Consider the following 25,767-nt stretch of genomic DNA (forward strand, 5'->3'; position numbering starts at 1 on the left):
GTTGGGTGGGCTGGGACGGACGCGCCGAAGTCACCGACAACGCCGAGCCATCTTGCTGACGCACACAACTGGGACTCTGCAGGCAGTCGTGCAGTTGCCGCACCGAGATGGTCTCACGGTTGTAGGGCCGGTCCGGGGGGGCGGAACCGACGTGAGAACCTAGCACGAGTGCAAGTGGCTTGGCTGTTCCATACAGAACAGGTTCCTCAAAGGTCCCTGCCCCTGAGGTGAGGATTGTCGTGGAGGACCACATTCAGCAGAGAGTTGTGAACCTCCAAATCTCCGTTGTACTTAATGAACCCGAGCTTGCGGAACTTGTTCATGAAGGTGCTCACGCGAGATCTCGTGGTGCCGACCATCTCAGCCAGCGTCTCTTGGCTTATCTTCGCAATGACGGGCTGCGGGCCTCCCTCCTTGCCAAAGTTTGCCATCAGCAGGAGCAACCTCGCCAGGCGCTTCTCGCTCGAATTGAAAAGCTGGTCCACCAAGTCCTCTTCGACGCGGGCGTTCCTGGCCAGCAAGTATGACATGAATACCTCAGAGAACTTCGGTTCCTCTTTGAGCACCCGCGTGATCGATGCTTTATCAAGCCGCATGACGACGCTGTCCACCATCGCAGAGACTGTAGCCAGGCGTAGCGGCTGGCCGGACAAGCAGCCTTCGCCGAAGAAGTCCCCGCTGCCGTGGAGAGCGACGATCGCTTCCTTGCCCTGCTCCGATAGGATGCTGACCTTGACCTTGCCCTTCTGGATGTAGAAGACGGAATCCGCGGGGTCGCCCTGCGAATAGACAGTCTCATTCTTGAGATAGGTCGCTACAGTCCTTCCGCCGTCCACGGTGTTGAGGAAGACGTTGACGTTGAATGGGCGCTTGCTGGCCTTGGCCACGACGCGTCTCCAGATCGGTACGTGATATTTTAACGCAGGTCGCGGGAAAATAGAGGACGGCAGCCCGCTTCGCTGAATCCAATCTGACGGTCAAGGTCCCGGATACGACGTAGCGACGTGCGACACCTGACAGCTGTCGTGCGCGGGTACGCGTGGCACGGTTCTTGCTCCCTCTGATTTCAGACATGCCGGGCGCAAAGGCGCTGTTCCATTTCGATACCGGCATGTGAGGTTGGGACAATGATGTCGCGTAAGCTTCTGTTCGGCCTTCCCGCAGCATTCTTGGCCGCGACCCTGGGAGCAGCCCTTTGGTTGTCCGAGACCTCTTGGGGATTTCTGACTGCGACCCAATCCGACTCGGTCTTTTGTTCAAGCAGTCAATCAGCAGAGATCGCATCGGCATCGACGTCGCGGATTTTGCCATCATGTCCGCCGGCCGTCACAAGGTCATAGGGAGCGCTTCGATGACCGCGAGACTGTGGATAGCCCAGACAAAAATCGGAAATGAACAGCCTACTGCAGCGGCGTATTGCAGAGAATGTGTCATGGAGCGGTGGGCCTTGATCACTCGGTTGGCATCAGACGTTCGCGAATTCGTTGCACCGCGTTACCGGCCAGAACTCCACTATATGCGCGGCCCCGGACCGGCCTGCGCGCGCCGCGTAAGCGCGCGCTGAAGGCCGTTCTTCATCCTTCCGGATCTCTTGCAGTGAGCCCAACCATTTCCGACCCGTCAAACCAGAAGGTCACGTTGAGCTTGGGAAAGTGCAGCGCCTTCGTCGCTCCAGAATCTCTTCCATCGTGACGCGCCATCCCAAGCTCCAGTCGGTGCCACGTCTAGTCAGTGGCGGTCCTTCAGCCTACTCCGCTGGTGCTTCTTCGGGTGGCGGCGTCAAAACTGTGATGTCCATCCTGGCGATCGTCGATGCCGCGCGGCCTTGCGCACCAGGATCCGTGTCGCCGGCTTCGGCAACCATCGCCTTGGCGCGATGTCCCACGCTGTCTGCGCTGTTGCCCGGCGCAAATCCTTCACCTGTTTCCGGCTTTGCCGCTTTCAGTTGATTTTCCGGAACATGCCGATGTTGACTTGCAATCGCGGAAACCATTGAGACCTCCTCTGGTGACGGCTCAATGATATCCGTGCTGGCTGTTGCGAGACTGACCTTGCAAATGGTCCGCCAAGGCGAACGGTGACGCGCGGCGCGGCAACACCCGCCACCCCGTTGCAGCCTAGCCTGCAGCTCTGCGCCTGCCCTATGCCGGTTTGGCGTACTGCTCGGCGCTCATGACTTCGATGCACACGAAGCGTTCGTTGCCTTCCACCCAGGCGTCGTGGCCGGGCGGAATTGTATAGGACATGCCCTGCCCGAACGTTTTCTGGGGTCCCGTCATTCAATCTGACGGTCAAGGTTCCGGATACGACGTAGCCGACATGCGACACCTGACAACTGTCCGTCTTGACGACAGGCTTCACGCACTCGGGCCATTTCAACCCGGGCTCCATATTGAGTCGCCCGATCGTGAAGCCGGGAAGCCGGACCACTTCGACACGTGTCTTGTCGGGCGCCCGAATTTCATCCGGGTTGTTGTGGGACTTGGATTCGAACCTCGTGACGTTCATTCCACCATCGGCCATGGCATCCTCCCAGGGCGTGAAGGCCGAGCGCATTCCTTGGGCGGAAACGCGCTGTTAACGTCGTTCGCGGGTGATAGGATGTCGGCCTCAGATCGAGAGCGTAAAGTTCTGCTTGCTGTCAGCCGCGGAGGCGGAAATGAACTTGCTTCGCATAGCGCTCTTGTGCACGGCCATGATGGGCCTGGTAGGACCAGCGGCCGTTCGCGCTGAGGATCAGCCTGCTCCGCCGAGCGACGAAGCAGCGCCAGAGCGGCCGCCAGTTCATTGCGAAGGACAAAATTGCCTGCCGCCGGCCGAGGATCCTGTCGAGGCATGCAAGGGGCAAGCTTGCACGCCGGCTCCAGTGATTGACCAGACGCCAGCTCCGGAGATCGAGCAGGTCAAGTGAGCAGCGTCGGCCCATGTCTGAGATTCCGTGAAAGCCGGGAAAGCGGCACTGCCTCCGATCAAAACGGAACCATTGGCGCCGGCTGTTCGCACCGATAAACCATGCACTGACCGTCACCGGTCGGGACATAGTCAACCATCGGCACGTAAGGAGCATCGCAGTCATTGCCGAAATGGCGGACATAGCGATCATAGGTATTCAGTCCGGTGCTCAGCACTGTCGCATGCTGGCTCTGGATCAACGCCTGGGTCTGCGCGCAGGTCATCTTTCGCGTGTCGGGCCGAGCGTTTGCGAAATTTGTAGCCGCAATCACTATCGCTGCCGCGCAAAGCATGGTCCCGCGTATGGTCATGGTGGCATCCTCGCAAAAACGTTGTACTGCCAAAATTCGCAGGCCCGCAACGGTCGCGCTGTCACGATGCAGCGAGCGAGGCCGAGATCGTCTCGATTTGGCAGGGCTTGAACGGCTCCGGTCCATTAGGAAACCGCGCCAAACACCACCGTCTGCAGCAGCCCTCCGCCCTGCCGGTTCTCCAGCCGGATCGTGCCGCCGTAGCGCTCGATGATCTCCTTGGCGATCGCGAGGCCCAGCCCCGCGCCGGGGATAGATTGCGCGCGGGCCGGATCGACCCGGAAAAACGGCTCGAACGCCTTGTTCAGGAGGTCCGGCGGAATGCCGGGCCCGCGATCGGCGATGGTGAGAACGGCCCGGCCACCCTGCCCGGTGAGCGCAATGGTGCAGCTTTTGCCGTGCGTCGCGGCGTTGACGATTAGATTTCGCAGCGCGCGGCGCAGCCCGAGGGCGCCGGCTTTGACCGACACCTTGTCGAGATGGTCGATCGAGACCGCATGGCCGGCCGAAATCATCTCGGTTTCGATATCACGGACCAGCCTGTCGAGCTCCACCGGCTCCACCGCATCCTGGTTCACCTCCTCGCGCACCAGCCGGATCGCGCTGTCGGCGATGCGGTCGAGCTCGTCGAGATCGTGAAGCCACTTGTCGCGATCGTCGTCGAGGAATTCGGCCCGCAGCCGCATCCGCGTCATCGGTGTTCTGAGGTCGTGCCCGGCGGCGGCGACCAGCCGCATGCGGCTTTCCATCGCCGTCTTCAGCCTGGCGGAAAGCTGGTTGAGCGCATGCGCGGTCGCCCTGACCTCGGCCGACCCTTCCTCAGGCACCGCCGCTAAAACGCCGTCCGAGCCGATCTTGCTGACCGCGGTCTCGAGCATCTCCAGCGGCCGCACCAGCACGGCGGTGAAATAGACCGACACGGCGGTAGCGCCCAGTACGATCAGCGTGATCCAGCCCGAGAGCACGAACCAGGCATCTCGCGGTGGCCCGAAATCGGGGACATCGACGATCATCCAGCGATTGTCGGGCAGCGCGACCGAAGCGACCATGCCGGGTCTGCCGACATTGCGGCTGACGACGGCCGAAACATCAAGGCCCAACTCGTGCATGATGTGGTTGAGCACACGGGTGTGCCTTTGGTCCTCGACGCCATCGGCGGGCTGATCGCTGAGATTGACCGGCGCGTCGCCGGCGCCCGGCACGTGGCCCGGGACCAGTTGCACCATCAACTGGATCTGACGAGCCACCGGCCCCATGCTCAACTCGGGCGACGGCCCGCCAAGCACCTTGATGGCGACGATCGTTGCAAGGCCGACAACGCCGACGATCGAGACGACCAGCAGGATGATCAGGCGCCGGCGCAGCGACTTCATGCCTCGGCCTCCGCCGTCTCGACGCGGGCGGTGAGCTGGTAGCCGCCATTGCGCACCGTTTTGAACAGAGGCCCTTCGCCGGTGTCGCCAAACTTGCGCCGCAGCCGGCTCATCAGCACGTCGACGGAGCGGTCGAGCGGATCGCGCTCGCGGCCTTGCGTCAGGTCGAGAAGCTGGTCGCGCGATAAGAGCCGTCCGGGACGGTCGAGGAAGACCTGCAGCAGGTCGAACTCGGCGCCGGTGAGGTCGATGAGCGCGCCCTCGGCATCCGTCACCTTGCGCGTGTCCGGTTCCAGCCTGTAGCCGGCGAATTGGTAGACGCGCACGCGCGGCGGGGCGGCCTCTTCCGGCGCCGAGCGCCGCAGCACGGCGCGAATGCGGGCAGTGAGTTCGCGCGGATTGAACGGCTTGCCGAGATAGTCGTCGGCGCCAAGCTCCAGCCCGATGATGCGGTCGACATCTTCCTTCAGCGCCGTCAGCAGGATCACCGGAATATGCGGCTTGCGGTCGCGCAAGGCGCGGCAGATATCGAGCCCAGAGCCGTCGGGCAGCATGACGTCAAGCACGATCAGGTCGAACTGGCCCGTGCCGAGCTTCTGTTCGCATTCGCGCCGGTCGGCCGCCACTGAGACGCGAAAGCCCTGGCCGTCGAGATAGCGCCCGAGAAGCGTCCTGATCTCGCGGTCATCGTCGACGACTAGGATATGGGATTGTGCCTGCATTCTTCGCCCGGTTGCCTGTTCGCTCTTGATTATAGGGAGAGCCGCAGGCGAGCGGCATGGAAAATTGCAACCGAATGTTTCCGGCCGGCGAACAGAAACATTCGGAAACAAATCTCCCTTTTGTGGAAACCTTCGGCAACGCGCCGAAGCAAAGCGGCAAAAGACGCCTCCTATCCTCCAGCCATCCGAAGCATGTGGGAAAGGAAAACATCATGCGAAGCAGACTTTTTGCCCTCGGCCTCTTCTCGGTCGCCGCCATTCATCCGGCGCTGGCGCAGCAAGCCGACCCTGGCGCCCCCTCGGGCGACGAACCGCCAATAGTGGCCATGCAGGACAGCCCGGACCAGGGTCCGATGCAACCCGGTCCGCATGGACCGACGCGGCACCGGCCGGAAGGTTTTGGCCCGCTGCGCTTCGGCGCACAGCGCATGGGACCGCCGCCGGAATTCATGCTGGCAGCCCGGCTTTCGGCGCTTGAAACCAAGATTGGCATTCGGGCCGAGCAGCTCGACGCCTGGCGCGACTACACCAGTGCGCTGCAGGAGACACTGACGCCACCGTTGCCTGATCATGGTCCGGGCGGCTCCGGTGGACGCGGCCCCGACGCCGGAAAGCCCGGCCCCGATGGCAGCGCCGCTCAGGCACCGCGCGACCCGTTCGCCCGTCAGGAAAGCCTCGCCGACGACATCACCAAACGTGCGGTTTCGGCCGGCAAGCTGAAGGGTGCAATTACCGCGCTCCGCGCCAAGCTGACGCCCGAACAGCTCGAAATCCTCGCTTCGGCGGAACGGCCACACAGACCACCCCTCGGTCCCTGGGGCAGCCCGCCGGATGCCGCAGCCGGTCCCGGCGGTCTTCCTGACCATGGCAGGCAGCTCCCGCCGCCCGAGAATGGCTCGCAACTCTGACCGGTTGCGCCGGCCGGCCCGTTGACCACCCGTTCGCGGGCCGGCCGGTCTCTTTTGTCCCAAAATGGCGGCCGGTTTGCCCGGCCGTCATCGAGCAACGAAAGCACGACAATGTGGGAAGCCTTGATGATGCTGCGGCTGATCGCGGCGATGGGTCCGCCGTCCCTGCCGATCGGTCATTTCGCTCGCGCCATGCCGCCGACCCTGCCGGCCGACACGCTGAAGGGCGCGGTCCGGTTGAGCTTCGCCGCCTACCGCCTGTCGCTTCCAATTTCCATACGTTTGAGCACCAAAGATCATGACCAGAAAATTGCGTAAGAGCCATCTTCTCCTTGTGGCCGTTTTGGTCGCAGCCGGCGTTGTCGCGGTGCTCAACGCCTATGGCCGCGGCTCGGCCGAACCCGCTGCGCAAACGGCCGCGCCGGTTCAGGCCGCCACGCTGACCGTTTCCGTCGAGACGGTCCGTTCCGATGCCATCAAATCTTCCGTCAGCGCCACCGGCACGGTCGCTGCCTGGCAGGAAGCAACGATCGGCGCGGAAGAGAGCGGCTTGCGCCTGACCGATGTCCTGGTTGCCGAGGGCGACCACGTCAAGGCGGGCGATGTCGTCGCGCGCCTCGACGCCTCGCTGCTCAAGGCCCAGCTCGCCGAGCAGAAGGCCGAGGTCGCGCAAGCCCAAGCGACGCTGGACTCGGCAGTCTCCGCCGCTGCCCGCGCCAACAAGCTGCTGGCCAGCAACGCTGTCAGCGCCGAGACCGCGGAAGAGAAAGCAACCGCCGTCAAGACCGGCCAGGCGCAAGTCGAACAGGCCGAGGCCGCTGCAGAGAGATTGCAGGCCGAACTCGACCGGACGACCATCCGCGCCCCCTTCGACGGCATCGTCTCCAGCAAGCCCGCTGTCGCCGGCTCGATCATCCAGGCCGGCACCGAGTTGATGAAGATCATCCGCGACGGCAGGCTGGAGGTCGGCGTCCTCGTCCCCGAAAAGGACCTGGCGGCGATCTCGGTTGGCAAGTCGGCGAGCGTCACCGACGCTTCCGGCCGCGCCTTTGCCGGCAGCGTTTCCTCCATTGCCGAGACGGTCAATTCGACCACGCGGCTTGCCACCGTTTATGTCGGCCTCGGCGAAGGCTCCGGCCTGAAGCCCGGCATGTTTGCCCGCGTGTCGATAGCCACCGCTGCCTCGCAGCAGCTCAGCGTCGCCGAGGCGGCCCTCGTCTGGCATGACGGCCAGCCGGCGGTTTTCGTCGTCGATGGCGCAGGCAAGGTCAGCGCGCGCTCCGTCGCAACCGGCGCACGCCAGAACGGCCGCGTCGCCATCGAGAGCGGCCTGTCGGCAGGCGACAGCGTCGTCGTCGCCGGCGCCGGCTTCCTCAGCGACGGCAATCTGGTTCGCATCGCCTCTGCCGAGGCCGACGCCTCCGCGCCCTCGACGGAGACAGCCCAATGAACGCCATTTCCTCCTGGTCGATCCGCAACCCGGTTCCGACCATCGTATTGTTCCTCTCGCTGACGATTGCCGGCCTCTACGGCTTCATGCAGTTGCGCACCAACAACATGCCCGACATCGACTTGCCGACGGTCACGGTGACGGTTGCGCAGCCGGGTGCCGCGCCGAGCGAGATGGAGGTGCAGGTCGCGCGCGTGGTCGAAAATGCCGTGGCGACGCTCGAAGGCGTCGACGACGTCTCGACCTCGATCAGCGAGGGTTCTTCCGTCACCACGGTCGAGTTCACCCTCGGCACCGACCCTGAGACCGCCACCAACGACGTCCGCAACGCTGTATCCGAAGTGCAGTCCAGCCTGCCGGCTGCGGCCCAGACACCGGTGGTGGCCAAGGTCAACGCGACGGGCAATTCGGTGCTGACCTATGTGGTCGAGGCGCCGTCCATGTCGCCCGATGCGTTGAGCTGGTATATCGACAACGATGTCGCCAAGGCCCTGCTCGGCGTCGACGGCGTCTCCAAGATCACCCGCTCGGGCGGCGTCGACCGCGTCATCCGCGTCGAGCTCGATCCGGATCGCCTGGCGGCACTCGGCATCAGCGCCGGCGAAGTCAGCCAGACGCTCGCCTCCAACAACGTCAACCAGCCAGGCGGCCGCACCGCCATCGGCGGCCAGGAACAGTCCGTGCGCACGCTGGCCAGTGCCACGAGCGTCGAGGCGCTGGCCGATACCCGCATCGCGCTTTCAGGCGCCGGCGATGTCAAGCTCTCCGATCTCGGCACCGTGGTCGACAGCTGGGAAAAGCCGCGCCAAGCGGCCTATCTCGACGGCAGGCAGGTCGTGGCCTTCAACGTCTACAGGTCGGTCGGTTCCAGCGAGATCGACGTCGTCAAGGCCGCGCGCGCCACGATCGCCGAAATGGGTGCCAAGTCCACCGCGGCGAAATTCACCGAGGTCACCTCCTCGTCCGGCTTCGTGCAGGAAAGCTACGATGCAGCGCTCGAGGCGTTGTGGATGGGCGCCCTGCTCGCGGTCGGCGTCGTCTGGCTGTTCCTGCGCGATATCAGGGCGACGCTGGTGTCGGCGGTCGCCATGCCGCTGTCGCTGATCCCGACCTTTGCCGTGATGGCGGCCTTCGACATCTCGCTCAGCAACATCACTCTGCTTGCCCTGTCGCTGGTGGTCGGTATCCTCGTCGATGACGCCATCGTCGAGATCGAGAATATCGTGCGCCATATGCGCCAGACCGGCGCCAGCGCTTACCAGGCGGCGATCGAGGCGGCCGACGAGATCGGGCTTGCCGTGGTGGCGACCACAGCGACCATCGTCGCCGTGTTCCTGCCGGTGGCCTTCATGCCCGGCATTCCCGGAAAGTTCTTCCTGAGCTTCGCCATCGCCGTCTGCGTCTCGGTGCTGTTCTCGCTGCTGGTAGCGCGCATGCTCACACCGCTGATGGGCGCCTATCTGGTGCGTGCCGGCGGCCATAGCGAGGAGGATACGCCGGCCTGGGTGCCGAGCTATCTGTGGCTGTTGCGCAAGGCGCTCGACCACCGTTGGATCACACTGTTCGCCGGCATTGCCTTCTTCGCTGGCTCGATGGCGCTGGCAACGAAACTGCCGACCGAATTCATGGCGGCGACCGATCGCAGCCGCTCGATGATGTCCGTCGAACTGCAGCCGGGCTCGACGATCGAACAGACGACGGCCGTCGTGCAAAACATCACCAAGCGGCTCAAGGACGAGCCGGCCGTCGACAGCATCTTTGCCACCATCGGCACGGCTGCTGCCTCGGGCGGCGGGCCGAACCAGGGCTCGAGCTCGGCCGAGGTGCGCACCGCCACCGTCACCGTCAACCTCAAGCCGCGCGCAGAACGCACGGTCAGCCAGCAGGAATTCGAGGCCGAAGCCTCGCCCAAGCTCAACGACATTGCGGGCGCCCGCATCCAGTTCGGCGCCGACGGTTCTTCCGGCGCCAAAGTGTCGATCACCCTGGTCGGCGACGATGGCACCGCACTTGAGAAGGTAAGCGACGCGCTGATCGACCAGATGAAATCGGTCCCCGGCCTGATCAACCCGACCTCGACCGCCGCCACGACCAAACCGGAGCTCATCGTGCGTCCCGACAGCGCCAAGGCGGCTGAACTCGGCATCACGCCGACCGAGATCGCCGCGACGGTCAAGATCGCCACCATCGGCGACACCGACACCAGCCTGGCGAAATTCAATCTCGGCGACCGCCAGGTGTCGATCGTCGTCACTCTGCCCGACGGCGCCATCGACGATCCGGCCAAGCTCGCAATGCTGCCGCTGACCGGCAGCAAGGGCACCGTGCCGCTCGGCGCCGTGGCCGATATCGGCTTCAACGCCGGCCCGAACAGCATCACGCGGGTCGACCGCAGCCGCAGCGCGACCATCGAGGCGGATCTTTCCGGCCTCACCCTTGGCCAGGCGACCACGGCGATCGGCGCCTTGCCAGTCATGCAGAACCTGCCGGCCGGGGTGCACGAGCTGGCGCGCGGCGACGCCGCCCGCATGCAGGAGCTGTTCTCGGGCTTTGCCACGGCGATCGCCGCCGGCATCCTGCTGATGTACCTGACGCTTGTCCTTTTGTTCCGCAGCTTCGTGCAGCCGGTGACCATCCTCGTCGCGCTGCCGCTGTCGATCGGCGGCGCGCTCGGCTTCCTGCTCATCACCGGCAATGCGCTTGGCGTGACGTCGCTGATCGGCCTTTTGATGCTGATGGGCATCGCGGCCAAGAACTCGATCCTGCTCGTCGAATACGCTTTGGTCGCCGAGAAGGAGCGCGGCCTCAGCCGCTTCGAGGCGCTGCTAGACGCCGCCCGCAAGCGCGCCCGGCCGATCGTCATGACCTCGATCGCCATGGGCGCCGGCATGCTGCCGATCGCGCTCGGCATCGGCGCCGACGCCGAGACACGCGCGCCGATGGCCATCGCCGTGGTCGGCGGACTGCTGTCCTCGACGGTGCTCAGCCTCGTCTATGTCCCGGTGGTCTACACCTTCATGGACGACATCCAGCGCTTCTTCGCCCGCCATCTCGGCAAGCTGCTGGTGGAGCGATCCGACGCCGACCGACAGGTAGCGGACGCCAACACCGCAAGCTGACTGGACATCAATCAAGGCAGCCCGCCCAATCATGGCTTCGTTGTCGCCCGACAGCGGCCTCACGAATGCCCCGGCCGTATCGACGGATGCAAGGCAGGGGCCACGACCAATCCTAGTTGAGGGTAAGAGTATGACGCGTAAGGACTCCAAGAGCCGGACGACCGGCCGAAGCTCGGCGCCGGCCAGTCGGTCGACCTGGAGGCAGGTGAGCGCCGTGGCGCTGGCAGCGACCACACTGGCCGGCTGCGTCGTCGGCCCGGACTATCAGAAGCCCTTTCTCGCGATGCCAGCGGCTTGGAGCAGCCAGAAGAAGACCGCACCCGTCAAACCGGCGCAATTGTCGAAATGGTGGCAGCGGCTGCGTGACCCCGAGTTGGACGCGCTTGTCGAAGAAGCCGTCGCCGGCAATCTCGACGTCGCCACCGCCAAGGCCAGGATTCACGAGGCCCGTGCCAGCTACCGCCAGAGCGCCGCGACATTGTTCCCGTCCGCAGACAGCTCCGGATCCACCACGCGCAACAAGACGGCCGCGACCACTTCGGGCGGAACCGCCAGCGATGCGTACAGCCAGTTCCAGTCCGGCTTCGACGCCAGCTGGGAACTGGACCTGTTCGGCGCCAACCGCAGGAGCGTCGAGGCCGCCCGCTACGGGCTGGATGCCGCCCAAGAGGAACTGCGCTCGACGCTGCTGACCCTGGTCGGCGATGTCGCCTCCAATTACACCCAGGCGCGCGGCTATCAGGCGCGTGCTCAACTCGCCCGCCGCGCGGCCGCGTCGCAGACGCAGACGGCGGAGCTCACCCGCACCATGGCCGAAGCCGGCACGGCGACGGCGGCCGATGTTGCCAAGGCGAAGGGACAGGCGAGCAGCACCGAGGCCGACGTCCCGACACTGGAGGCGAGCTATGCCGAAGCGGTACACCGCCTTTCGGTGCTCACCGGCCGGCCGCCGGCCGCGCTGACCGAGCGATTGAAGCACAGCGCGCCGATACCCTCACCGCGCCTGCCCATCCCGACAGGCGTTCCCGCCGATATCCTGCTCTCGCGGCCGGATGTGCGCATGGCGGAACGGCAATATGCCGAGTACACCGCCAGGATCGGCCAGGCCGAGGCGGCGCGCTATCCGAGCGTCAGCCTGACCGGCGACATCGACACCTCCGCCTTCAAGCTCGGCGATCTCGGCAAGAACTCCACCATCGGCTGGTCCTTCGGGCCAACGCTCAGCGTGCCGCTGTTCAACGCCGGCAAGCTGCAGGCCGCCGTCGAAGTCGCCGAGGCCCAGCGCGACCAATATTTCATCGCCTACAAAGCCTCAGTCCTGACGGCGCTCGAAGACGTCGAAAACGCCAGCGTTTCGCTGACGCAGGAGCGCATCAGGAACGGCAAGTTAGCCTCTTCCGCGAAATCCTACGGCGACGCGGCGAGTCTCGAGCGGACGCTCTACAAATCCGGCGAGACCAGTCTCCTCGATGTGCTGGACGCCGAGCGCTCGCTCTATTCGGCCGAGGACGCTCTTCTGCAAAGCCGTGTCCTGATCGCCACCGACTATATCGCGCTCAACAAGGCGCTCGGCGGCGGCTGGGACGGCGCGATCGACAGCGCCAGACCCGAAATCGTCGACGCCAAGACCGGCCCGCGGCTGGCAGCGAAGAACAGGGACATCCAGGGATAGCCAATCTGCTTCGGCCAGCAGAGCAAATTGGACAATTCAGATTGGTGACGATCTCGCAGGCAGAGCAGTGGCCTCACTTGTCAGCACATGCATCTCTTTTTGCACAGCAGCGAAAAATCGGCGCACCTCGTTGCTGGCGGAAGCGGCATCGCGGCCGGACCCCATCGCAAGGTCGAGGAGTTCGCGCGCGGTGGCCTTCCAGAAGGATGTGGCCGTGTCGCCATGCAAATTGCCGAGCTTGGCGGCAACATCGCGAACCAGGACCATCTGCCGGTCTATTGGAAAGGCTCGCACGTTTGCTGACGACATCTTCTGGACCACGACACTGACGCAACGAATCACACGCTGCTCTACGGTCACAGGCCTAGCTGCGAGGTTGGAAACAGAACCTTAACGGCGAGGTCCATCGTTCAATTTGCGAAGGGACCGCGAAGTCGAGGCAATCGCAGCAGACGGACGACTGGAGCGCCAATTGCCCGGCCTAGATCCTCAGTCCCCTCGCCTCGCCGCCGCGCTTGCCGGGAACCATCATGTCCTTGGCCAGCAGGCCGCTGACGCGGCAGAACGTCATGAACGCCCGGCAGGCGTCCTCGGTCTTGACCACGTCCACCGTCGCGCCGAAGCAGGCGTTGAAGGCGGCCTCATGGATCTTGCCCTGCCGACGCGCCGGCCAATTCTGCAGGAAATCGAGCGCCTGTTCGACGCTGTAGATTTCCTCGACCGGCAAGCCGGGCGCGGGCGCAATGCGCACCGGCACCTCGAATTGCAATCTGTCCATTCCATCTCTCCCGAACCGGCATCACCGTGCGGCAACGCCGGTCGTCGTGAAAGGTTGCTCTGGCCGGCTTCTGGCGCAGGAATGTGTCGTCAGTGCGGTCGATAGCCGCAAGAAGCCCGGCCGAACCGCGGGCTCATTGGTTTGCCGGGTCGGTTTCGGCGTCATAGGCCATGCGAACAACGACCGTCAGGACATAGAATGTCGGCACCGCAAAGATCGCCGCGAAGACCAGCGCCGCCGTTCCTGTCATGCCAAGCGTTTCGGCGATCGCCCAATAGACGGTGCCGATGCAAATCAGCGCCTGCACCGAGAGAAACAAGGCGGCCGAAACGGCACGCGAGAGGGTTTTGAAGGTTTTGATACGTTGCATCTGGAGGCTCCGGAAATGACGCGCCGCGCGGCCGGTGCACGGCCTGGGCCGCCGCACGGGTCACGACGCGAAATGGCTATGAATGGGGTCGAAACGCGCGGTCCGCGACCGCCAGTTATGCTGAAGGCGGCGCGCGCGGCTGGTTGGCTCTCTTGCGCGGCGCAGGCACGGTCGCTGATACGAGCACTGCCCAGGCCGAAGAGAGTTGATCGAGCGGAAGGAACCCGGCCTCCGGCAGAAGGGTGTTCGCGTCACCGCCAACGAACTTGGCCGGCAGCGGCCGGGCGGCCCGGATTTCGGCCGCCTTCATCTTGCCGGTGACGCGCAGCAGCGCCACCGCGTCGCCCTGCCTGGCCGCGCTGATAGCGGCGCCGCTCGACGCGACCTTCCTGGAAGCCGTCGCGTCCGACTGGGCCAGGCATAACAGCGACAGCAACAGCAGCGCCATCAGGCCCGAGCAGGCGGCCCTGATCGGCGACAGAAATGATGTTGCGCGCTTGGACGCCATCAGGGGCACGGGTCTCCGAATGTTGCCTAACCCACAGGGCCGCAAAAGGAAAGCGGAGCAGCCAGACAGTCTGGGGTCCATAAAGGCAAGAATATCGCCAGGCTACGCCTGCCGCCGGCAGTTCCTCCTTGAACCTTGCGGCTTCCGGTGCCAAATCTGGGGAGATTTTCGCGCCGGCTCATTTTTGGAGCCACCCAATCGACAGACGGACAAGAATGGTCACCTATCTCGACGCCGCCACGGCACCGCTCAGGAACACCGGCCAGATACGCCTCTATGGCGAAGAGGGTTTTGCCGGCATGCGCAAGGCCTGCGACCTCACCGCGCGCTGCCTCGACGAACTGGTGCCGATGGTCGAGCCAGGCGTCACCACGGAGACAATCGACCGCTTCGTCTTCGAATTTGGCATGGACCACGGCGCGTTGCCGGCGACGCTCAACTATCGCGGCTACACCAAATCGTCCTGCACCTCGATCAACCACGTCGTCTGCCATGGCATCCCCGACAACAAGCCGTTGAAGGACGGCGACATCGTCAACATCGATGTCACCTATATCCTCGACGGCTGGCATGGCGATTCTTCGCGCATGTATCCGGTCGGCACCATCAAGCGCGCGGCCGAACGGCTGCTCGAGGTCACCCATGAATGCCTGATGCGGGGCATAGCGGCGATCAGGCCGGGCGCCCGCACCGGCGCCATCGGCGCCGCCATCCAGACCTATGCCGAGGCAGAGCGCTGCTCGGTGGTGCGCGATTTCTGCGGCCACGGCGTCGGCCAGTTGTTCCACGACGCGCCCAACATCCTGCACTATGGCAGCGCCAATGAAGGCGTAGAAATGCGGCCGGGCATGATCTTCACCGTCGAGCCGATGATCAATCTCGGCCGCCCGCACGTAAAAGTGCTGTCGGACGGCTGGACGGCCGTAACACGCGACCGCTCGCTGTCGGCTCAGTACGAGCACACGATCGGCGTCACCGAGACCGGTTGCGAGATCTTCACGTTGTCGCCGAAAAAACTCGACCGCCCCGGCCTGCCGGGCTGATGAATATCGCCCAAAAGCCTGACTGACATCCGCCCGGCTTTGACGCAGGGCGAACTTCTCGCCATGCTGAGGCGATGACCCGAGGCGTGCTGCTCGATCTCGCAGGCGTCATCTATGATGGCGAGACCGCCATACCAGGCGGGGTGGAAGCCGTTGCGCGTTTGCGCCAGGCCGGCCTGGCCGTGCGCTTCGTAAGCAATACGACACGTTCGTCGAAACAGACGGTCCTCCAACATCTGGAAGCGCTGGGACTGACCGTCACCAAAGCGGATGTTTTCACGCCGGCGCACGCGGCGCGCGAATGGCTTCTTCGCAATGGTCGTGCGCCATATCTGTTGGTTCATCCCGGCCTTGAGCCGGACTTTTTCGAATTGCCGGTTCGCGACAAGCGCGCCGTCATCGTCGGCGATGCCGGCGAGGCCTTCACCTATACGGTCCTGAATGATGCGTTCCGCGAGTTGAACGCGGGGGCCGAACTGCTGGCCCTCGCCACCAACCGGGCGTTTCGGGATGCCGACGGTGCGCTCAGCCTCGATGCAGGGCCGTTCGTCACGGCATTGGAATATGCCTCCCTGAAACGCGCAACCGTTCTCGGCAAGCCGTCGCCGGCATTCTTTCTGTCGGCTCTGGCAAGCATGAACTGTCCGCCGGATCAGGCGATCATGGTCGGCGACGACGCCGAGGCCGATATAGCTGGCGCCCTGCGCGCCGGAATTTCGAGCGCATTGCTGGTGCGGACGGGCAAATACCGGCAAGGCGACGAAAAACGCTTTGACCCGCGCCCGACCGAAACCTTCGCCGATCTCGCGGCGGCAGCCGACTGGATCATTGCGCGCCGAGACTGACTGCGGGGGATCGGCGTCTGGCGGCTCTTTTGAAAACCATCGCGAGCCGGTTTCCCCTTTTAGAATCATGCTCTACTGTCTGTTCCGGTCAGTCGGATATGGGCGTTCGATGGGGAAAAACGGCGACGACGAGCGGGGATACTTCTCCGAGCGGTGGAGCGAACCGCCGGCGAAGGCCGCGGCGGTGGAAAAGCCGCACTATCACGGCCATCGCGACCGCCTGCGTGAACGGTTCACGGCGGCTGGGCCCGACGCCCTGCCCGACTACGAGCTTCTCGAACTCCTGCTCTTTCGCCTGATCCCACGCGTCGACACCAAGCCGATCGCCAAGGCGCTGCTTTCGCGCTTCGGCACGCTGGCCGAGGTGCTTGGCGCGCCGGTGGCGCTGCTTCAGGAGGTGAAGGGCATTGGCCCATCGGTGGCAGTCGATCTGAAGGTGATTACTGCCGCCGCGCAGCGCATGGCGCGCAGCGAAATCCGCGGCCGCGAGGTCCTGTCCAACTGGACCCAGCTTCTCGACTATTGCCGCTCAGCCATGGCCTTCGAGAACCGCGAGCAGTTCCGCATCCTGTGACAAGTCATTGGTTTTATTGATCCGCGTCCCTAGTCCGGACGCGACGAAATCAGGAACATTACGTTGAACATCATTGCAATCCGGCCAGCAGCCGGACCCAAGACGCTTGCCTATTTCGATCTGGAGATTGGCGGGCACTTACGGATTTACAATCTCATTCTCCGCCGAAACACTGAAGGCAAGTTGCGCACGGTCGCACCTCAAGCTTGCGGCAAACACGCTGTAACCTTCCTTCCGAAGTTCGCCGAACAAATCAGCCAGGCGGCAGCCGCGGCGTTGGGGGCAGCAGCTCATGTCGAACGCTAAACACCTCCCGAAGCCAGAAAGCCTTGAGGCCAAGCTCAAGCTCCTTATGAGCCTCCCATACGACAAGCGAGCCACCAGGAAGCACAGCCTCGTGTTTGGCTTCATTCTCGACTGGTATCACAGCACGTACGGCAACGCCCTGGCGAGCGTCCGTCATGTAGTAACCACCATCAAGGATCGAGATCCTGCAGGCAAAGGTCTGTATGCCGGCGACGTGCACGGCGCCCTCACGGATCTCGTATCATGGGGCTATCTCCACCAGGAAAAAGGCAGCGGGCGGCGTGCCAGCCGTTACGTCCCGGCTTGGGATTTGGTTTGTAGCGTTCAGAAATCTCCGAACACTACGGCTGACGACGCTAGCGTTCTGAATTCTCCGAACGCAGATGTTCGGGAATCTCCGAACGCTACGGATAATAGCGTTCGGGATTTTCTGAACGAAGACCCATCCACCCTGACCCGGTCACTAGACCAGGGTACAGGGAAGGATGATATTAATGATTCAGCCGCGCCGTTGGCGCCGCACGCGGACGGCCTTGCGGCCACCGCGGCGGTTCCGGCCGAAGAGTTTCAGAGGTTGTATCGAGCATATGGCGTCCGCAAAAACAGTGCTGCCGCCGAGGTAGAATTCCGGAAACTGAGCTTGCCGATTGCCGACCTCATCTCCTCTGCCAACGATTGGAAAGCTGCGGCTGGCGACGGTGTGGACCGTATGTATCTCGACAGGTGGCTACGCGAAAAACGCTACGATGAAGATCCCCCGGCAAAATACAAGGCAAGGCCTGGCAAAGTCAAAATGCCGCGCAAGCAGGCAGGCGCGACGAGACGAGACGTCGAAATCGAGGAAATCCTGTGGGATGGTGGCTTCGGCCCGATAGACGTCTCGCTTCGATGGCTCGACCGAGAGGGAGACGAGCCGGCCAGCAGCACCATTCGGTTGCACGGCGACGACTACGCCAACTTGAAGCGCGATCTCAACGTCAGCAACGATTCCGACTTCGAGTTCAAGCGCGTCCTGCTTGACCTGCATACGGCAAAGGATGGCACCGAAACTTATCGGTGGCACCGCTACCCTGACGCCGCCAATGACAACCTCATTCGGGGCGATGACGATGAGTCGGTGACCCGCCATCTGCCTTGGCAGGAGGCCGCTTGATGGAACCTCAAGAGTTCGAGGAAATCATGCGCGACGTCCTGGCCGAACGCGAACCTGCGGACGCCCGTGTCATGATGCCGATCACTTCATTCAAAGCGCAGGACGAAGATGGCGACGAGGTTGAGGTGGTTGGCGTTACCTTTACGCAGGCGGACAACGAAAATCTGAGTTTCGTTGTGATGGTGGAAATGGAGGACGGGGAGGTTATCCCGTCACTCCGCGACGTTGTCTGGAGGGGGAAAGCAGCATGAGCCGCGTATCTCAGCGGAGAGAAAACCGAATGGGTCCAGTCTAGCCTATTTCGACTTCCTATCGACTGCGGCGAGCCACCTAAGGTGACCTCCAGATTGGGAGATAGTGTAGATCGCCAAATCGAGTGGCGGCTGGGCTGGCTCCTCCGTGCCAGGCTCGTGACGATAGAAGTGGGCACCGTCGATCCACTCTCTAAGGGAGGCTAACTGCTTGTGCGCTAGGTGAATGGCCGGCTTCTGATCATGGTACAATTTATCGAGCAAGGGGCTCAAATGCTTCTTTACCTCACCGCCGCTCAGTTGATGCGCGTCGGGAAAAATTAGCCTGAATAGACTTTCCGCCGCAAAGAATGCGGATCTGATCCCTGCTTTCCCGTCAGGTGGAGTTTGATCGAGCGCCAAATACGCATCCTCGAATAAGCTAAGTACACCTTGATATCTGGCAGACCCCAACTCGGCGATCGTCGACACTCGCGTCCGTTCGAAATCAGCATCAAGAGCAAAGTGAACGCCTCCCTTGCTGTCAATTCGATATCGAACTTGCTCCTCCGCAAAAATTCGCCTTGCTTCCGAGATAAAGTCGCCGCGAGTTTGGGGATTACTCAAATATCTATATATTAGCGTAACAGAATCTAAGACGTCTCGAAGTTCAATGTCCATTTGGAATACACGGGGCCAATACGATTGGATTCTTGACCCGTTGCTTGGCAGATTTGTGCCTAATTCCCGATTCATTAAGGAATACAGGTCGCTCGGCCCCCGTTCAAAAAGGAGCAGCGCCAGTCGCCTCCGCATTCGAATGCTATCAGGCAGAAGGTCAGTCCTCACCAGATACACTTGTGAAAAGCGTTGCCCCTCGGGCGGCGAGTTGTCTGCCATAGTCATCTCATTGCGGAATTGCAGGTAATTTCGAAAATAGAGAAGCCACCATATATAGAGTAATCGCTTATCACCATCTCAAAATCTTGACAAGCAAGGCGAAAACGCCTATAGGTTGAGTTGTGAAAGACCTTCGCCGCTTTGGCGATGATGACGACCGGCCTCGCCGGAACCCGCGCCCGAGGCGCCCTTCCCCAAAGACACCAGATGACAATATCCCGAACTATCGCCGTTGGCGCCGAGACGGTGCAAATCCGTACGCTTAGTTGGCCTGAATTCTATCGAATCCGTCCGGACCTTAGGCCTGCGAATGATAACGTCAGGACGGCTCAGCCTCGGTTCTTTTCGGAGGACGTCTCTCATAGTCAACTGGCGGCGGCAACAGCATGACTTCCGCCTCTGTACGGCCGTATTCCCTGCCAATTTGGAATACCGCATAGAGCGCGCCGAGGCCGAGTAAGAATCTAAGCATGTGGTCCTCCCTTCAATCGAGACAACCCTAGCAATAGGGAGATGGTTCCAGCGCAATTACCGGTCCCGCACTTTGCGGTTCGGCACTTACCGGCCCGGCGGCCGGTTTCTTTAACCTGGGGAACTTCCCAACATGATCAATATTGATGGCGCGTCCTACGCACGCGAACCGGCACCTGTGCTCGCTTGGCCGACGTTTGAACGGCTGGTCCATTCCGGCAAGCTGTATCGGGTTAAGGCGCTGCAGTACTGGCGAGACCTAACACAGCCTGCCGGTATGCTTGGCGGCACGGTTGGCGAGGACGAAACGAACACCGAAGAAGGCATGGAAATCCGACCGACAGAGCCTGCCCTCCTCGGAGCCATAGGGTGGCAGGTAACGGGCAAGGAGCGTTGGCACCATACGGGCAAGAGGGTCCGGATCTACGAGCCGAGCGAAGCCAAACCGGAAGTCGTGCTGCAGAACCCTCCAGTCGCGGCTCACATCAAGTTTGGCGATCTGCGATTCAATGGCAACGAACTTGTTGAATGGGGCAGGACCGCCAAGGGCGAGCCGCTAAAGCCGATCGAGCGACCCGCACAGTCGCAGGGAAGCAAACTGGCGCCTAAGCGTACCAATGCGAATGTCTGGCGATACCTACGCCTGCCCAACGCGACACCGCTTCCCGGTGATGCAGTTGGACTTGAGCGCGTGCCAGTCTCATCTGAAGGTGCGGGAGGAAACGGCACGTACTACGACCCGCTTCCCGGCGTCGAAGATGCGAGAGCAGTGCTTGCCGCTGCAATCAAAAACACCATCGACACGAAGGGAGCATTGCCACCTACCACCATGTTCCAACCGGGGCTTGTCGGCGGCAAGCAGTGGACGGGCGGCGTCACTCACTGCCGTAACGATGCGCATGGTTCTGAGACGGGGGCGTGGAACGCGAAATCGAACGCCGCGCGGGAACTGGCACGCATGGCCGAAGAAAGCCGCGTGCGCGCCTCGTTGGGCGCAATGGCGGCTATTCTTGACTTGGCCATTACCGACGCCACGGCAAAGGATATCGGAATCGCACGAGGGTTCACAGAATCGAGCGCGCAGAAATACGGAGCAACCATTATCGACCGTGCGCTGGATATGCTTATCACAGTCGCCGAATTGCAACATAAGCCGGGTGCCGACAACGATAACAACAAAATACCGCAAAAACTGGCCGCTTAGTATCCAGTCTAGGCTGACGGAAAAATGTATCTTATTAGAAACATTAGTTAGCGCCGTCCCCCAGGTCGGCGCTCGCCGGATTGCGTCGCCAGCGCGCCGGCAACCCATTCCAAATCCGCATCGCCGCTGCCGGCAGTGCGTCGATCGACCCCGCCGCCGCTCGAAAGGCTGGCTGGCGGGGTAGCGTTTTTATTGAGCCAACTTTCCACATTTTCTTGGAGGAGAACCGATGGCTACGGCCAAACAACTCTGCGCTATTACCGACGCAGTAATGCGTATCCCCGACGGCACTACGCGTTGGCATGCGGATAGGCTGCGAGGCAGGGAACTACTTCCAGCCACCCAGGGCGTCCCAAGCCAGGCAACGAGCCACGACGTCGCTCTTGTGCTGCTCTCCGTCATGCTCGGTAGCCCCGCGACGTCCGACCCGACTTTCGTATCGGTCGTTGCCGACATGAAACCGTCACAGGGCGGCAGGTCGCTCTGCGACACCTTGGCCGAATTCGTCGCCAAACCCGACGATCTTCTCGAACTTCGTCTAGACCTGAGTTCGCCGGGGGCGGTGCTGACTTACAGGGCCAGCGATCATGGTGTCCACGTGGATACCTACGCGTCCCCAATCGCGAGGCCTCGGCCCGCATTCGAACGAACCGCCACTTTAAGCGCCGGCCTTTTCACCGAATTCGCAATTGCTATCGCCAACGCACCACCTGTTCGCCTCGGCAGGCGCCGCACCGTCGACAGATATCAGCGCCTCGAACGCGCTGTTCGATTTTAAAAGGAACCATTTATGGAAATTTTCAAGAAGCCCAAAGCTCAGCAGGTGGCGAGCTTGTCCTTCAGCCTCCGGGAGGCCGATCCCAACTACGAAAAGCTGGCCGAACTGTGCGCGAGTTTGCGTTCATCGAGTGCCAAACTCGACAACGAAGAATCCGAATTACTGACTCGGCTCTCGACTCGCGCTGCTGCTACACCGCACCAGGCCATCAATGCTCGCGTCGCCGACCTATTGGGGGACGCAGCCGACGAAACACCCGATCCGCTTTCGGAAGGCCTCCGCGCCCGACTTACAGAGATCAATGCCATCCGACACGACACTAGGCAGGCCCTCGCCATTGCCACGGAGCGCCTACAGCGTGCGCGGCATGAGGCATCCAAAGTCATCTGCGCCAGCGCCAAGGATGAATACCTAGCACGCGTCCGCAAACTGGCTGACGCGCTGATTCAGGCGCATGGCGCCAATGCGGCGCTCTATGAGATTACGTCGGCGCTTGACGCAGGAGACATCGTTTGGACCGGCCTACTGCCACCCGCTCCGGCGAGGATGCTTGGCGCGCCCAAAGACCCGACAAACCGAGTTGGAGCTTGGCTGGCGGACGCCGCAGACGCAGGACTCATCGATAAAGCTATAATTCCAAAGGATCTCAAATGACCAAACTGACGATCGAGAAAGCGGTACGCGGGCGCGAGACCACGAGCGACAAAGAACTGCGCGCCACGAAGGTGAACGGTCGCACCGAAATGCTGCCTGCGGATCCTTTGGCCGTGGCCAAGATACTTAAGGAGCGCCGCAGCAAATCACCTGCAGCCAAGACAAGGGCCAAGTTGGCGGCGGAGTTGGCCAAGCGTGTGGTTCACTGAAAGCGGCAGGCCGCCATTGCCAGGCAGCCGCACCGTATGTGGCTATGCGCTTCAGTGGGGCGTGCCATCTGCAGTGCGGTCTTGCTTCGATGAGGTGTTTCATCAAGGCTCTCTAACGTGGCCAGCAGACCTACCGCTCTGCAAGAACCATGATCGCAGCCGGAGCCTAACTAGGCTTGGCGATGCATTCCGTCTCAGCGCCACGGACACAGGGCTTTGGGTTGAAGTCGACACAGAAGGCGTACCGGACGGCGACGACCTTCTCCTTGCCGCCCGGCATGGCTCGCTGAGGGCGTGGTCGATCTCATTCAAGGCAACGGGTGAGCAATGGGATAGAACAGGCGATATCCCGCTCCGCATCGTAACGGCAGCTCGCCTCCTAGAGGTTTCAATCGTTGACCGCGGCGCGCATCAAACAACGATCGGCATCCTAAGCAGGATGAAGCAGGCGGTATGACCCCCGGAGGGGTCATCGACTCGCGCCGATCGACTTTAGCCCGTACCGCCGTGCCCCCACTGTGGGCATGCGGCTTGCCCCGAATCGTTCTGGTTTTCCATTCAAACAGCGAGAAACACCATGTCGGAACACAAGATTCCGGCCCACCTGGACGCGGCAACGCGCAAATGGGTAGCCGGAATTATCGCAGACTTCGATCTCGAGACCTACCATTTCAAGATACTTGTTAAGGCAGCCGAAGCGCACGACCGCGGCGAGGAAGCACGCATGATTCTCAAAGCGGACGGCATCGTCATCACAGACCGCTTCGGAACTAAGAAGGCACACCCCGCAGTCGCCATCGAGCGTGACGCGCGCGTTGCGTTCATGCGCGGGGTGCGTGAACTAGGTCTAGATCTGGACACTACGGATGCTCCGCGCGCTCCGCGCACCCGTGATTATGGGAGTCGCGCCTGATGCCAATCAGACGAAAAGCTGCGAGAGCCCGCCCAGACGAGGCCAAAGCATGGCTTATGTATTTCATGAGCGGCGCCGATTATTTTGAGGAGTTAGTCCAGGCTGGCATTGTTGAAGACCGCCATCATGTCCCGCGCGAACTTGCAGAGGAAACCTGGCGCCGCATCGGCCATGACGTACTCGACTTCATGGCGGAATTCCACATCGGTTTCCGACCACCAGAACGTCCGATATGGGCGGAACGGGAATTCGGTCCTCCTGAAGTGAGGCGCCGTCGTGCCGGGTCGCGCTAGGAAGAACCGACACGGAGATTGCGCCCTTACGCTAGATCGGCGAGGCGGCACAGCGGTTGGGGATAAGCTAGCAGTAGCACGAAAAAGGACTTAATTGACTGGTAAGGGGTTCTTGATATGTTCCTCTGCTTAAGGGGATGATTCTATGCTCAGCCAAGTTTTCAGGCGATGCCGTTGCCATAAATGCGGACGCAGCCTTGGGAAGGTGACAACTGCAGACTTCGACCCGCCGCCGTACTGTAAGTCGTGCAGCGGGGAACGCAGACAGGCGGCTCGCAACGCGCTTTCGATCGGGGCTTCGTTTCTCTTGACCGCTGACGGCGATTATGTTCTTCCGCCAGACTTTTCAGCGTCGTCTTCGAAAAACCGGCGAAGTTCTTTTTCTGCCTGACCAGGTCCGATACCAGAATTTGATGAGAGCGTCCGCTTTCTGCCATCTCCTATCGGATAGCTGATAGCGCTCCAAGACCACAACCGTTCGGAATGCCGTTCGATGATGACTTCGATCCGGCGATCGGTGGCCCGTTTGGCCCAACTGGTTGTGTTGCCAATCGTGCACGACCAACCAGTTTTTTCGATCTGTGAGAGCGCCCGAAGGACCGCCCGAGCGTTCTCCGGTCGTGAGTGAGGATCGTCGTTGAGCAACGACCTAATCAATCGACGCCAACCTTTCCCGACGTGAGGCAACCACTTCAATCGGCTGGCGTACCCACCATCTGGCACTACGGTGCGCGGTGCGGGACTACGTGAGTACCACGGGTGGCCATGAAGTAACCGGTACAGGGTGACGCCTACGGCCCATAAATCCGTCCTCACGCTCGATACTCGGTCGGAATAGAATTCCGGTGCCAGATGGTCCCGATATCCGCCGCCAGCCGCATAGCCTTCGACGATTTCGTCGGTCACGAATCCAAAGTCACCCAACTTAGCGACGTTGCGCTTACCAAGGAGAATATTTCCCGGCTTGATGTCTCTGTGGATCATGCCGCGGTCGTGTAAGGATGCGAGCCCAAGGCAAATTTCGCGAGCGATCTTGAGGACGCGATCAGAGTCCATCGGGCCGGCTTGGTAACCAGATTCAAGCGAGCCGCCTTCGCAGTGCTCCATGACCAAGTGGACCGCATCAGCATCCTTCGCTTCGGTTAGGTAGTATACCTCGACAACGTTAGCGTGCCGCGCCTTCTCAAGGCTTGCTCCTTCACGAAGTAAGCCTTCTTTGCGCTTGTTCCATTTATCCGGAGTTTCGTTCGGCAGTTGCTGAAGAACCTTAACGGCCAACTGCTCTCGGATTCCGTCGTGCCCGAGGTGGACGCGGCCGAAATGTCCGTGCCCGATTTCACCTTCAATTACCAAGGTGGAGCGCAGATCAGTCATTTTCTGCACTTTGCCAGGATGCAGAAGGCTGCTTCTCGGCTTCCAGCCCTTAGCTCGTTTCCTTGGAAGTGTTCATCCCAAAAGACACCATCAGCAATATATTCATCGGCCTTCCGATCGCCGAAAGTCCGGCTGATACTTGCCTTAGCAACAGTCTCAGTCTCGCACACGCCAGACAAAGCGGACAGCACAACGCCTCTCAATTCTGCGGCCTCAAGATGGGCCAGTGTTGGCCTACCTTGCTGGCTCACCGCGCTTCCCTTCACCACCGCGCGAGCTATGCCCTTCTCTCGCGCGTAGTCTGAGATCTCTTGGGCCACCGACGCATAACCAGTCGGGCGACTACCTTTCGGAAGTCTCACGGTAACGTCGGCATGGATCGTCAAGGGAAGTTCATGGTCGTCGGCCACCTGTACATCGACCATGGTGACTTTGTCGCCACCAACGGTGACGCCTAACCAGCGCTCTGACATCCGAACCCCGCCCCTGTTTTGCTTTTCCCGATACTCGCTATCGGGTTGATTCCCAATTATTCCGCACACGCGGCGATTAGCAAGCCCAACAACACGGTCGCGTGTAAGAGTCACCGTCTAATCCGAAAGGGATTGATTACTTATGAATAACTTGCACTGCCGCGACCGGATCGCAGCCGCATGC

28 protein-coding genes and 1 pseudogene are annotated in these 25,767 nt (G+C 61.9%); 18 read left to right on the forward strand and 11 right to left on the reverse strand.

Annotation, left to right across the window (positions count from 1 at the left end):
• Positions 1–206 precede the first annotated feature (206 nt).
• The 5 genes from AC04SI_RS22020 to AC04SI_RS22040 form a co-directional block, all read right to left on the reverse strand.
• A complete protein-coding gene (locus AC04SI_RS22020; protein WP_488474882.1) occupies positions 207–887 on the reverse strand; it encodes a Crp/Fnr family transcriptional regulator in 681 nt (226 codons plus the stop codon).
• An 860-nt stretch (positions 888–1,747) separates the two neighbouring features.
• Positions 1,748–1,993 (reverse strand): hypothetical protein, encoded by a 246-nt coding sequence (locus AC04SI_RS22025; protein WP_404281928.1) that lies wholly within the window; start codon positions 1,991–1,993, stop codon positions 1,748–1,750.
• A gap of 976 nt (positions 1,994–2,969) precedes the next feature.
• A complete protein-coding gene (locus AC04SI_RS22030) occupies positions 2,970–3,263 on the reverse strand; it encodes a hypothetical protein (protein ID WP_404281925.1) in 294 nt (97 codons plus the stop codon).
• A 125-nt stretch (positions 3,264–3,388) separates the two neighbouring features.
• Positions 3,389–4,636: an ATP-binding protein gene (locus tag AC04SI_RS22035; RefSeq protein ID WP_404281923.1), complete on the reverse strand. Its 1,248-nt coding sequence runs from the start codon at positions 4,634–4,636 to the stop codon at positions 3,389–3,391.
• Positions 4,633–5,358 (reverse strand): response regulator, encoded by a 726-nt coding sequence (locus tag AC04SI_RS22040; RefSeq protein WP_404281921.1) that lies wholly within the window; start codon positions 5,356–5,358, stop codon positions 4,633–4,635. Before AC04SI_RS22040 ends, AC04SI_RS22035 begins: the two co-directional genes overlap by 4 nt.
• A 212-nt stretch (positions 5,359–5,570) precedes the next feature.
• Here AC04SI_RS22040 and AC04SI_RS22045 point away from each other — a divergent pair, with 212 nt between their 5' ends.
• The 5 genes from AC04SI_RS22045 to AC04SI_RS22065 all read left to right on the forward strand — a co-directional run bounded on the left by AC04SI_RS22045 (position 5,571) and on the right by AC04SI_RS22065 (position 12,507).
• Positions 5,571–6,266: a hypothetical protein gene (locus AC04SI_RS22045; RefSeq protein ID WP_404281919.1), complete on the forward strand. Its 696-nt coding sequence runs from the start codon at positions 5,571–5,573 to the stop codon at positions 6,264–6,266.
• Between the two features lie 126 nt (positions 6,267–6,392).
• Positions 6,393–6,584, forward strand: a complete 192-nt coding sequence (locus AC04SI_RS22050; protein ID WP_404281917.1) for a hypothetical protein — start codon at positions 6,393–6,395, stop codon at positions 6,582–6,584.
• A complete protein-coding gene (locus AC04SI_RS22055) occupies positions 6,565–7,716 on the forward strand; it encodes an efflux RND transporter periplasmic adaptor subunit (RefSeq protein ID WP_404281915.1) in 1,152 nt (383 codons plus the stop codon). The genes AC04SI_RS22050 and AC04SI_RS22055 overlap by 20 nt, the downstream gene beginning before the upstream one ends.
• The gene (locus AC04SI_RS22060) at positions 7,713–10,835 is read left to right on the forward strand and encodes an efflux RND transporter permease subunit (protein WP_488474883.1); all 3,123 of its coding nucleotides are present in this window, start codon (positions 7,713–7,715) and stop codon (positions 10,833–10,835) included. The genes AC04SI_RS22055 and AC04SI_RS22060 overlap by 4 nt, the downstream gene beginning before the upstream one ends.
• 130 nt (positions 10,836–10,965) lie before the next feature.
• Positions 10,966–12,507, forward strand: coding sequence for an efflux transporter outer membrane subunit (locus AC04SI_RS22065; RefSeq protein WP_404281912.1), 1,542 nt, complete (start codon positions 10,966–10,968; stop codon positions 12,505–12,507).
• Positions 12,508–12,543: 36 nt separating this feature from the next.
• On the opposite strand, the gene AC04SI_RS22070 is transcribed toward AC04SI_RS22065, so the two are convergent.
• The 4 genes from AC04SI_RS22070 to AC04SI_RS22085 all read right to left on the reverse strand — a co-directional run bounded on the left by AC04SI_RS22070 (position 12,544) and on the right by AC04SI_RS22085 (position 14,163).
• Positions 12,544–12,867 (reverse strand): DUF6074 family protein, encoded by a 324-nt coding sequence (locus tag AC04SI_RS22070; RefSeq protein ID WP_488474884.1) that lies wholly within the window; start codon positions 12,865–12,867, stop codon positions 12,544–12,546.
• A gap of 121 nt (positions 12,868–12,988) precedes the next feature.
• Positions 12,989–13,285, reverse strand: coding sequence for a DUF982 domain-containing protein (locus AC04SI_RS22075; RefSeq protein WP_006201677.1), 297 nt, complete (start codon positions 13,283–13,285; stop codon positions 12,989–12,991).
• 133 nt (positions 13,286–13,418) lie between these two features.
• Entirely contained in the window at positions 13,419–13,655 is a 237-nt protein-coding gene (locus AC04SI_RS22080) for a hypothetical protein (RefSeq protein ID WP_404281910.1), read from the reverse strand.
• A gap of 115 nt (positions 13,656–13,770) precedes the next feature.
• Positions 13,771–14,163, reverse strand: a complete 393-nt coding sequence (locus tag AC04SI_RS22085; protein WP_404281908.1) for a hypothetical protein — start codon at positions 14,161–14,163, stop codon at positions 13,771–13,773.
• 215 nt (positions 14,164–14,378) lie between these two features.
• Between AC04SI_RS22085 and map the strand changes: the two genes are divergently transcribed.
• From map to AC04SI_RS22150, 13 genes and pseudogenes are all read left to right on the forward strand, one after another.
• Positions 14,379–15,206: a type I methionyl aminopeptidase gene (map, locus tag AC04SI_RS22090; protein ID WP_192177701.1), complete on the forward strand. Its 828-nt coding sequence runs from the start codon at positions 14,379–14,381 to the stop codon at positions 15,204–15,206.
• A 74-nt stretch (positions 15,207–15,280) separates the two neighbouring features.
• Positions 15,281–16,051 (forward strand): TIGR01458 family HAD-type hydrolase, encoded by a 771-nt coding sequence (locus AC04SI_RS22095; RefSeq protein WP_404281906.1) that lies wholly within the window; start codon positions 15,281–15,283, stop codon positions 16,049–16,051.
• A 109-nt stretch (positions 16,052–16,160) separates the two neighbouring features.
• Positions 16,161–16,622 (forward strand): annotated as a pseudogene (locus AC04SI_RS22100) (UPF0758 domain-containing protein); the annotation flags it as partial.
• A 66-nt stretch (positions 16,623–16,688) separates the two neighbouring features.
• Positions 16,689–16,931, forward strand: a complete 243-nt coding sequence (locus AC04SI_RS22105) for a hypothetical protein (RefSeq protein WP_488474885.1) — start codon at positions 16,689–16,691, stop codon at positions 16,929–16,931.
• On the forward strand, positions 16,918–18,084 hold the full coding sequence (locus AC04SI_RS22110) for a hypothetical protein (RefSeq protein WP_488474886.1): 1,167 nt from the start codon (positions 16,918–16,920) through the stop codon (positions 18,082–18,084). Before AC04SI_RS22105 ends, AC04SI_RS22110 begins: the two co-directional genes overlap by 14 nt.
• Positions 18,084–18,335 (forward strand): hypothetical protein, encoded by a 252-nt coding sequence (locus AC04SI_RS22115; RefSeq protein ID WP_488474887.1) that lies wholly within the window; start codon positions 18,084–18,086, stop codon positions 18,333–18,335. Before AC04SI_RS22110 ends, AC04SI_RS22115 begins: the two co-directional genes overlap by 1 nt.
• A gap of 1,483 nt (positions 18,336–19,818) precedes the next feature.
• Entirely contained in the window at positions 19,819–20,889 is a 1,071-nt protein-coding gene (locus AC04SI_RS22120; RefSeq protein WP_488474888.1) for a hypothetical protein, read from the forward strand.
• A 229-nt stretch (positions 20,890–21,118) separates the two neighbouring features.
• Complete coding sequence (locus tag AC04SI_RS22125) at positions 21,119–21,667, forward strand: hypothetical protein (protein ID WP_488474889.1); 549 nt, start codon at positions 21,119–21,121, stop codon at positions 21,665–21,667.
• Between the two features lie 12 nt (positions 21,668–21,679).
• On the forward strand, positions 21,680–22,321 hold the full coding sequence (locus tag AC04SI_RS22130; protein WP_488474890.1) for a hypothetical protein: 642 nt from the start codon (positions 21,680–21,682) through the stop codon (positions 22,319–22,321).
• Positions 22,318–22,530, forward strand: coding sequence for a hypothetical protein (locus AC04SI_RS22135; RefSeq protein ID WP_488474891.1), 213 nt, complete (start codon positions 22,318–22,320; stop codon positions 22,528–22,530). The genes AC04SI_RS22130 and AC04SI_RS22135 overlap by 4 nt, the downstream gene beginning before the upstream one ends.
• Complete coding sequence (locus AC04SI_RS22140; RefSeq protein ID WP_488474892.1) at positions 22,517–22,987, forward strand: HK97 family phage prohead protease; 471 nt, start codon at positions 22,517–22,519, stop codon at positions 22,985–22,987. The genes AC04SI_RS22135 and AC04SI_RS22140 overlap by 14 nt, the downstream gene beginning before the upstream one ends.
• 120 nt (positions 22,988–23,107) lie before the next feature.
• Positions 23,108–23,443, forward strand: coding sequence for a P27 family phage terminase small subunit (locus AC04SI_RS22145; RefSeq protein WP_488474893.1), 336 nt, complete (start codon positions 23,108–23,110; stop codon positions 23,441–23,443).
• Entirely contained in the window at positions 23,443–23,736 is a 294-nt protein-coding gene (locus AC04SI_RS22150) for a hypothetical protein (protein ID WP_488474894.1), read from the forward strand. The genes AC04SI_RS22145 and AC04SI_RS22150 overlap by 1 nt, the downstream gene beginning before the upstream one ends.
• A 324-nt stretch (positions 23,737–24,060) precedes the next feature.
• Here the strand turns inward: AC04SI_RS22150 and AC04SI_RS22155 are convergent, their stop codons facing one another.
• Together AC04SI_RS22155 and AC04SI_RS22160 are read right to left on the reverse strand one after the other, a co-directional pair.
• Entirely contained in the window at positions 24,061–25,110 is a 1,050-nt protein-coding gene (locus AC04SI_RS22155; protein ID WP_488474895.1) for a serine/threonine-protein kinase, read from the reverse strand.
• A complete protein-coding gene (locus AC04SI_RS22160; protein ID WP_488474896.1) occupies positions 25,107–25,583 on the reverse strand; it encodes a hypothetical protein in 477 nt (158 codons plus the stop codon). The genes AC04SI_RS22155 and AC04SI_RS22160 overlap by 4 nt, the downstream gene beginning before the upstream one ends.
• Positions 25,584–25,767: the final 184 nt, after the last annotated feature.

This window comes from Mesorhizobium sp. CNPSo 4689, from assembly GCF_057784325.1.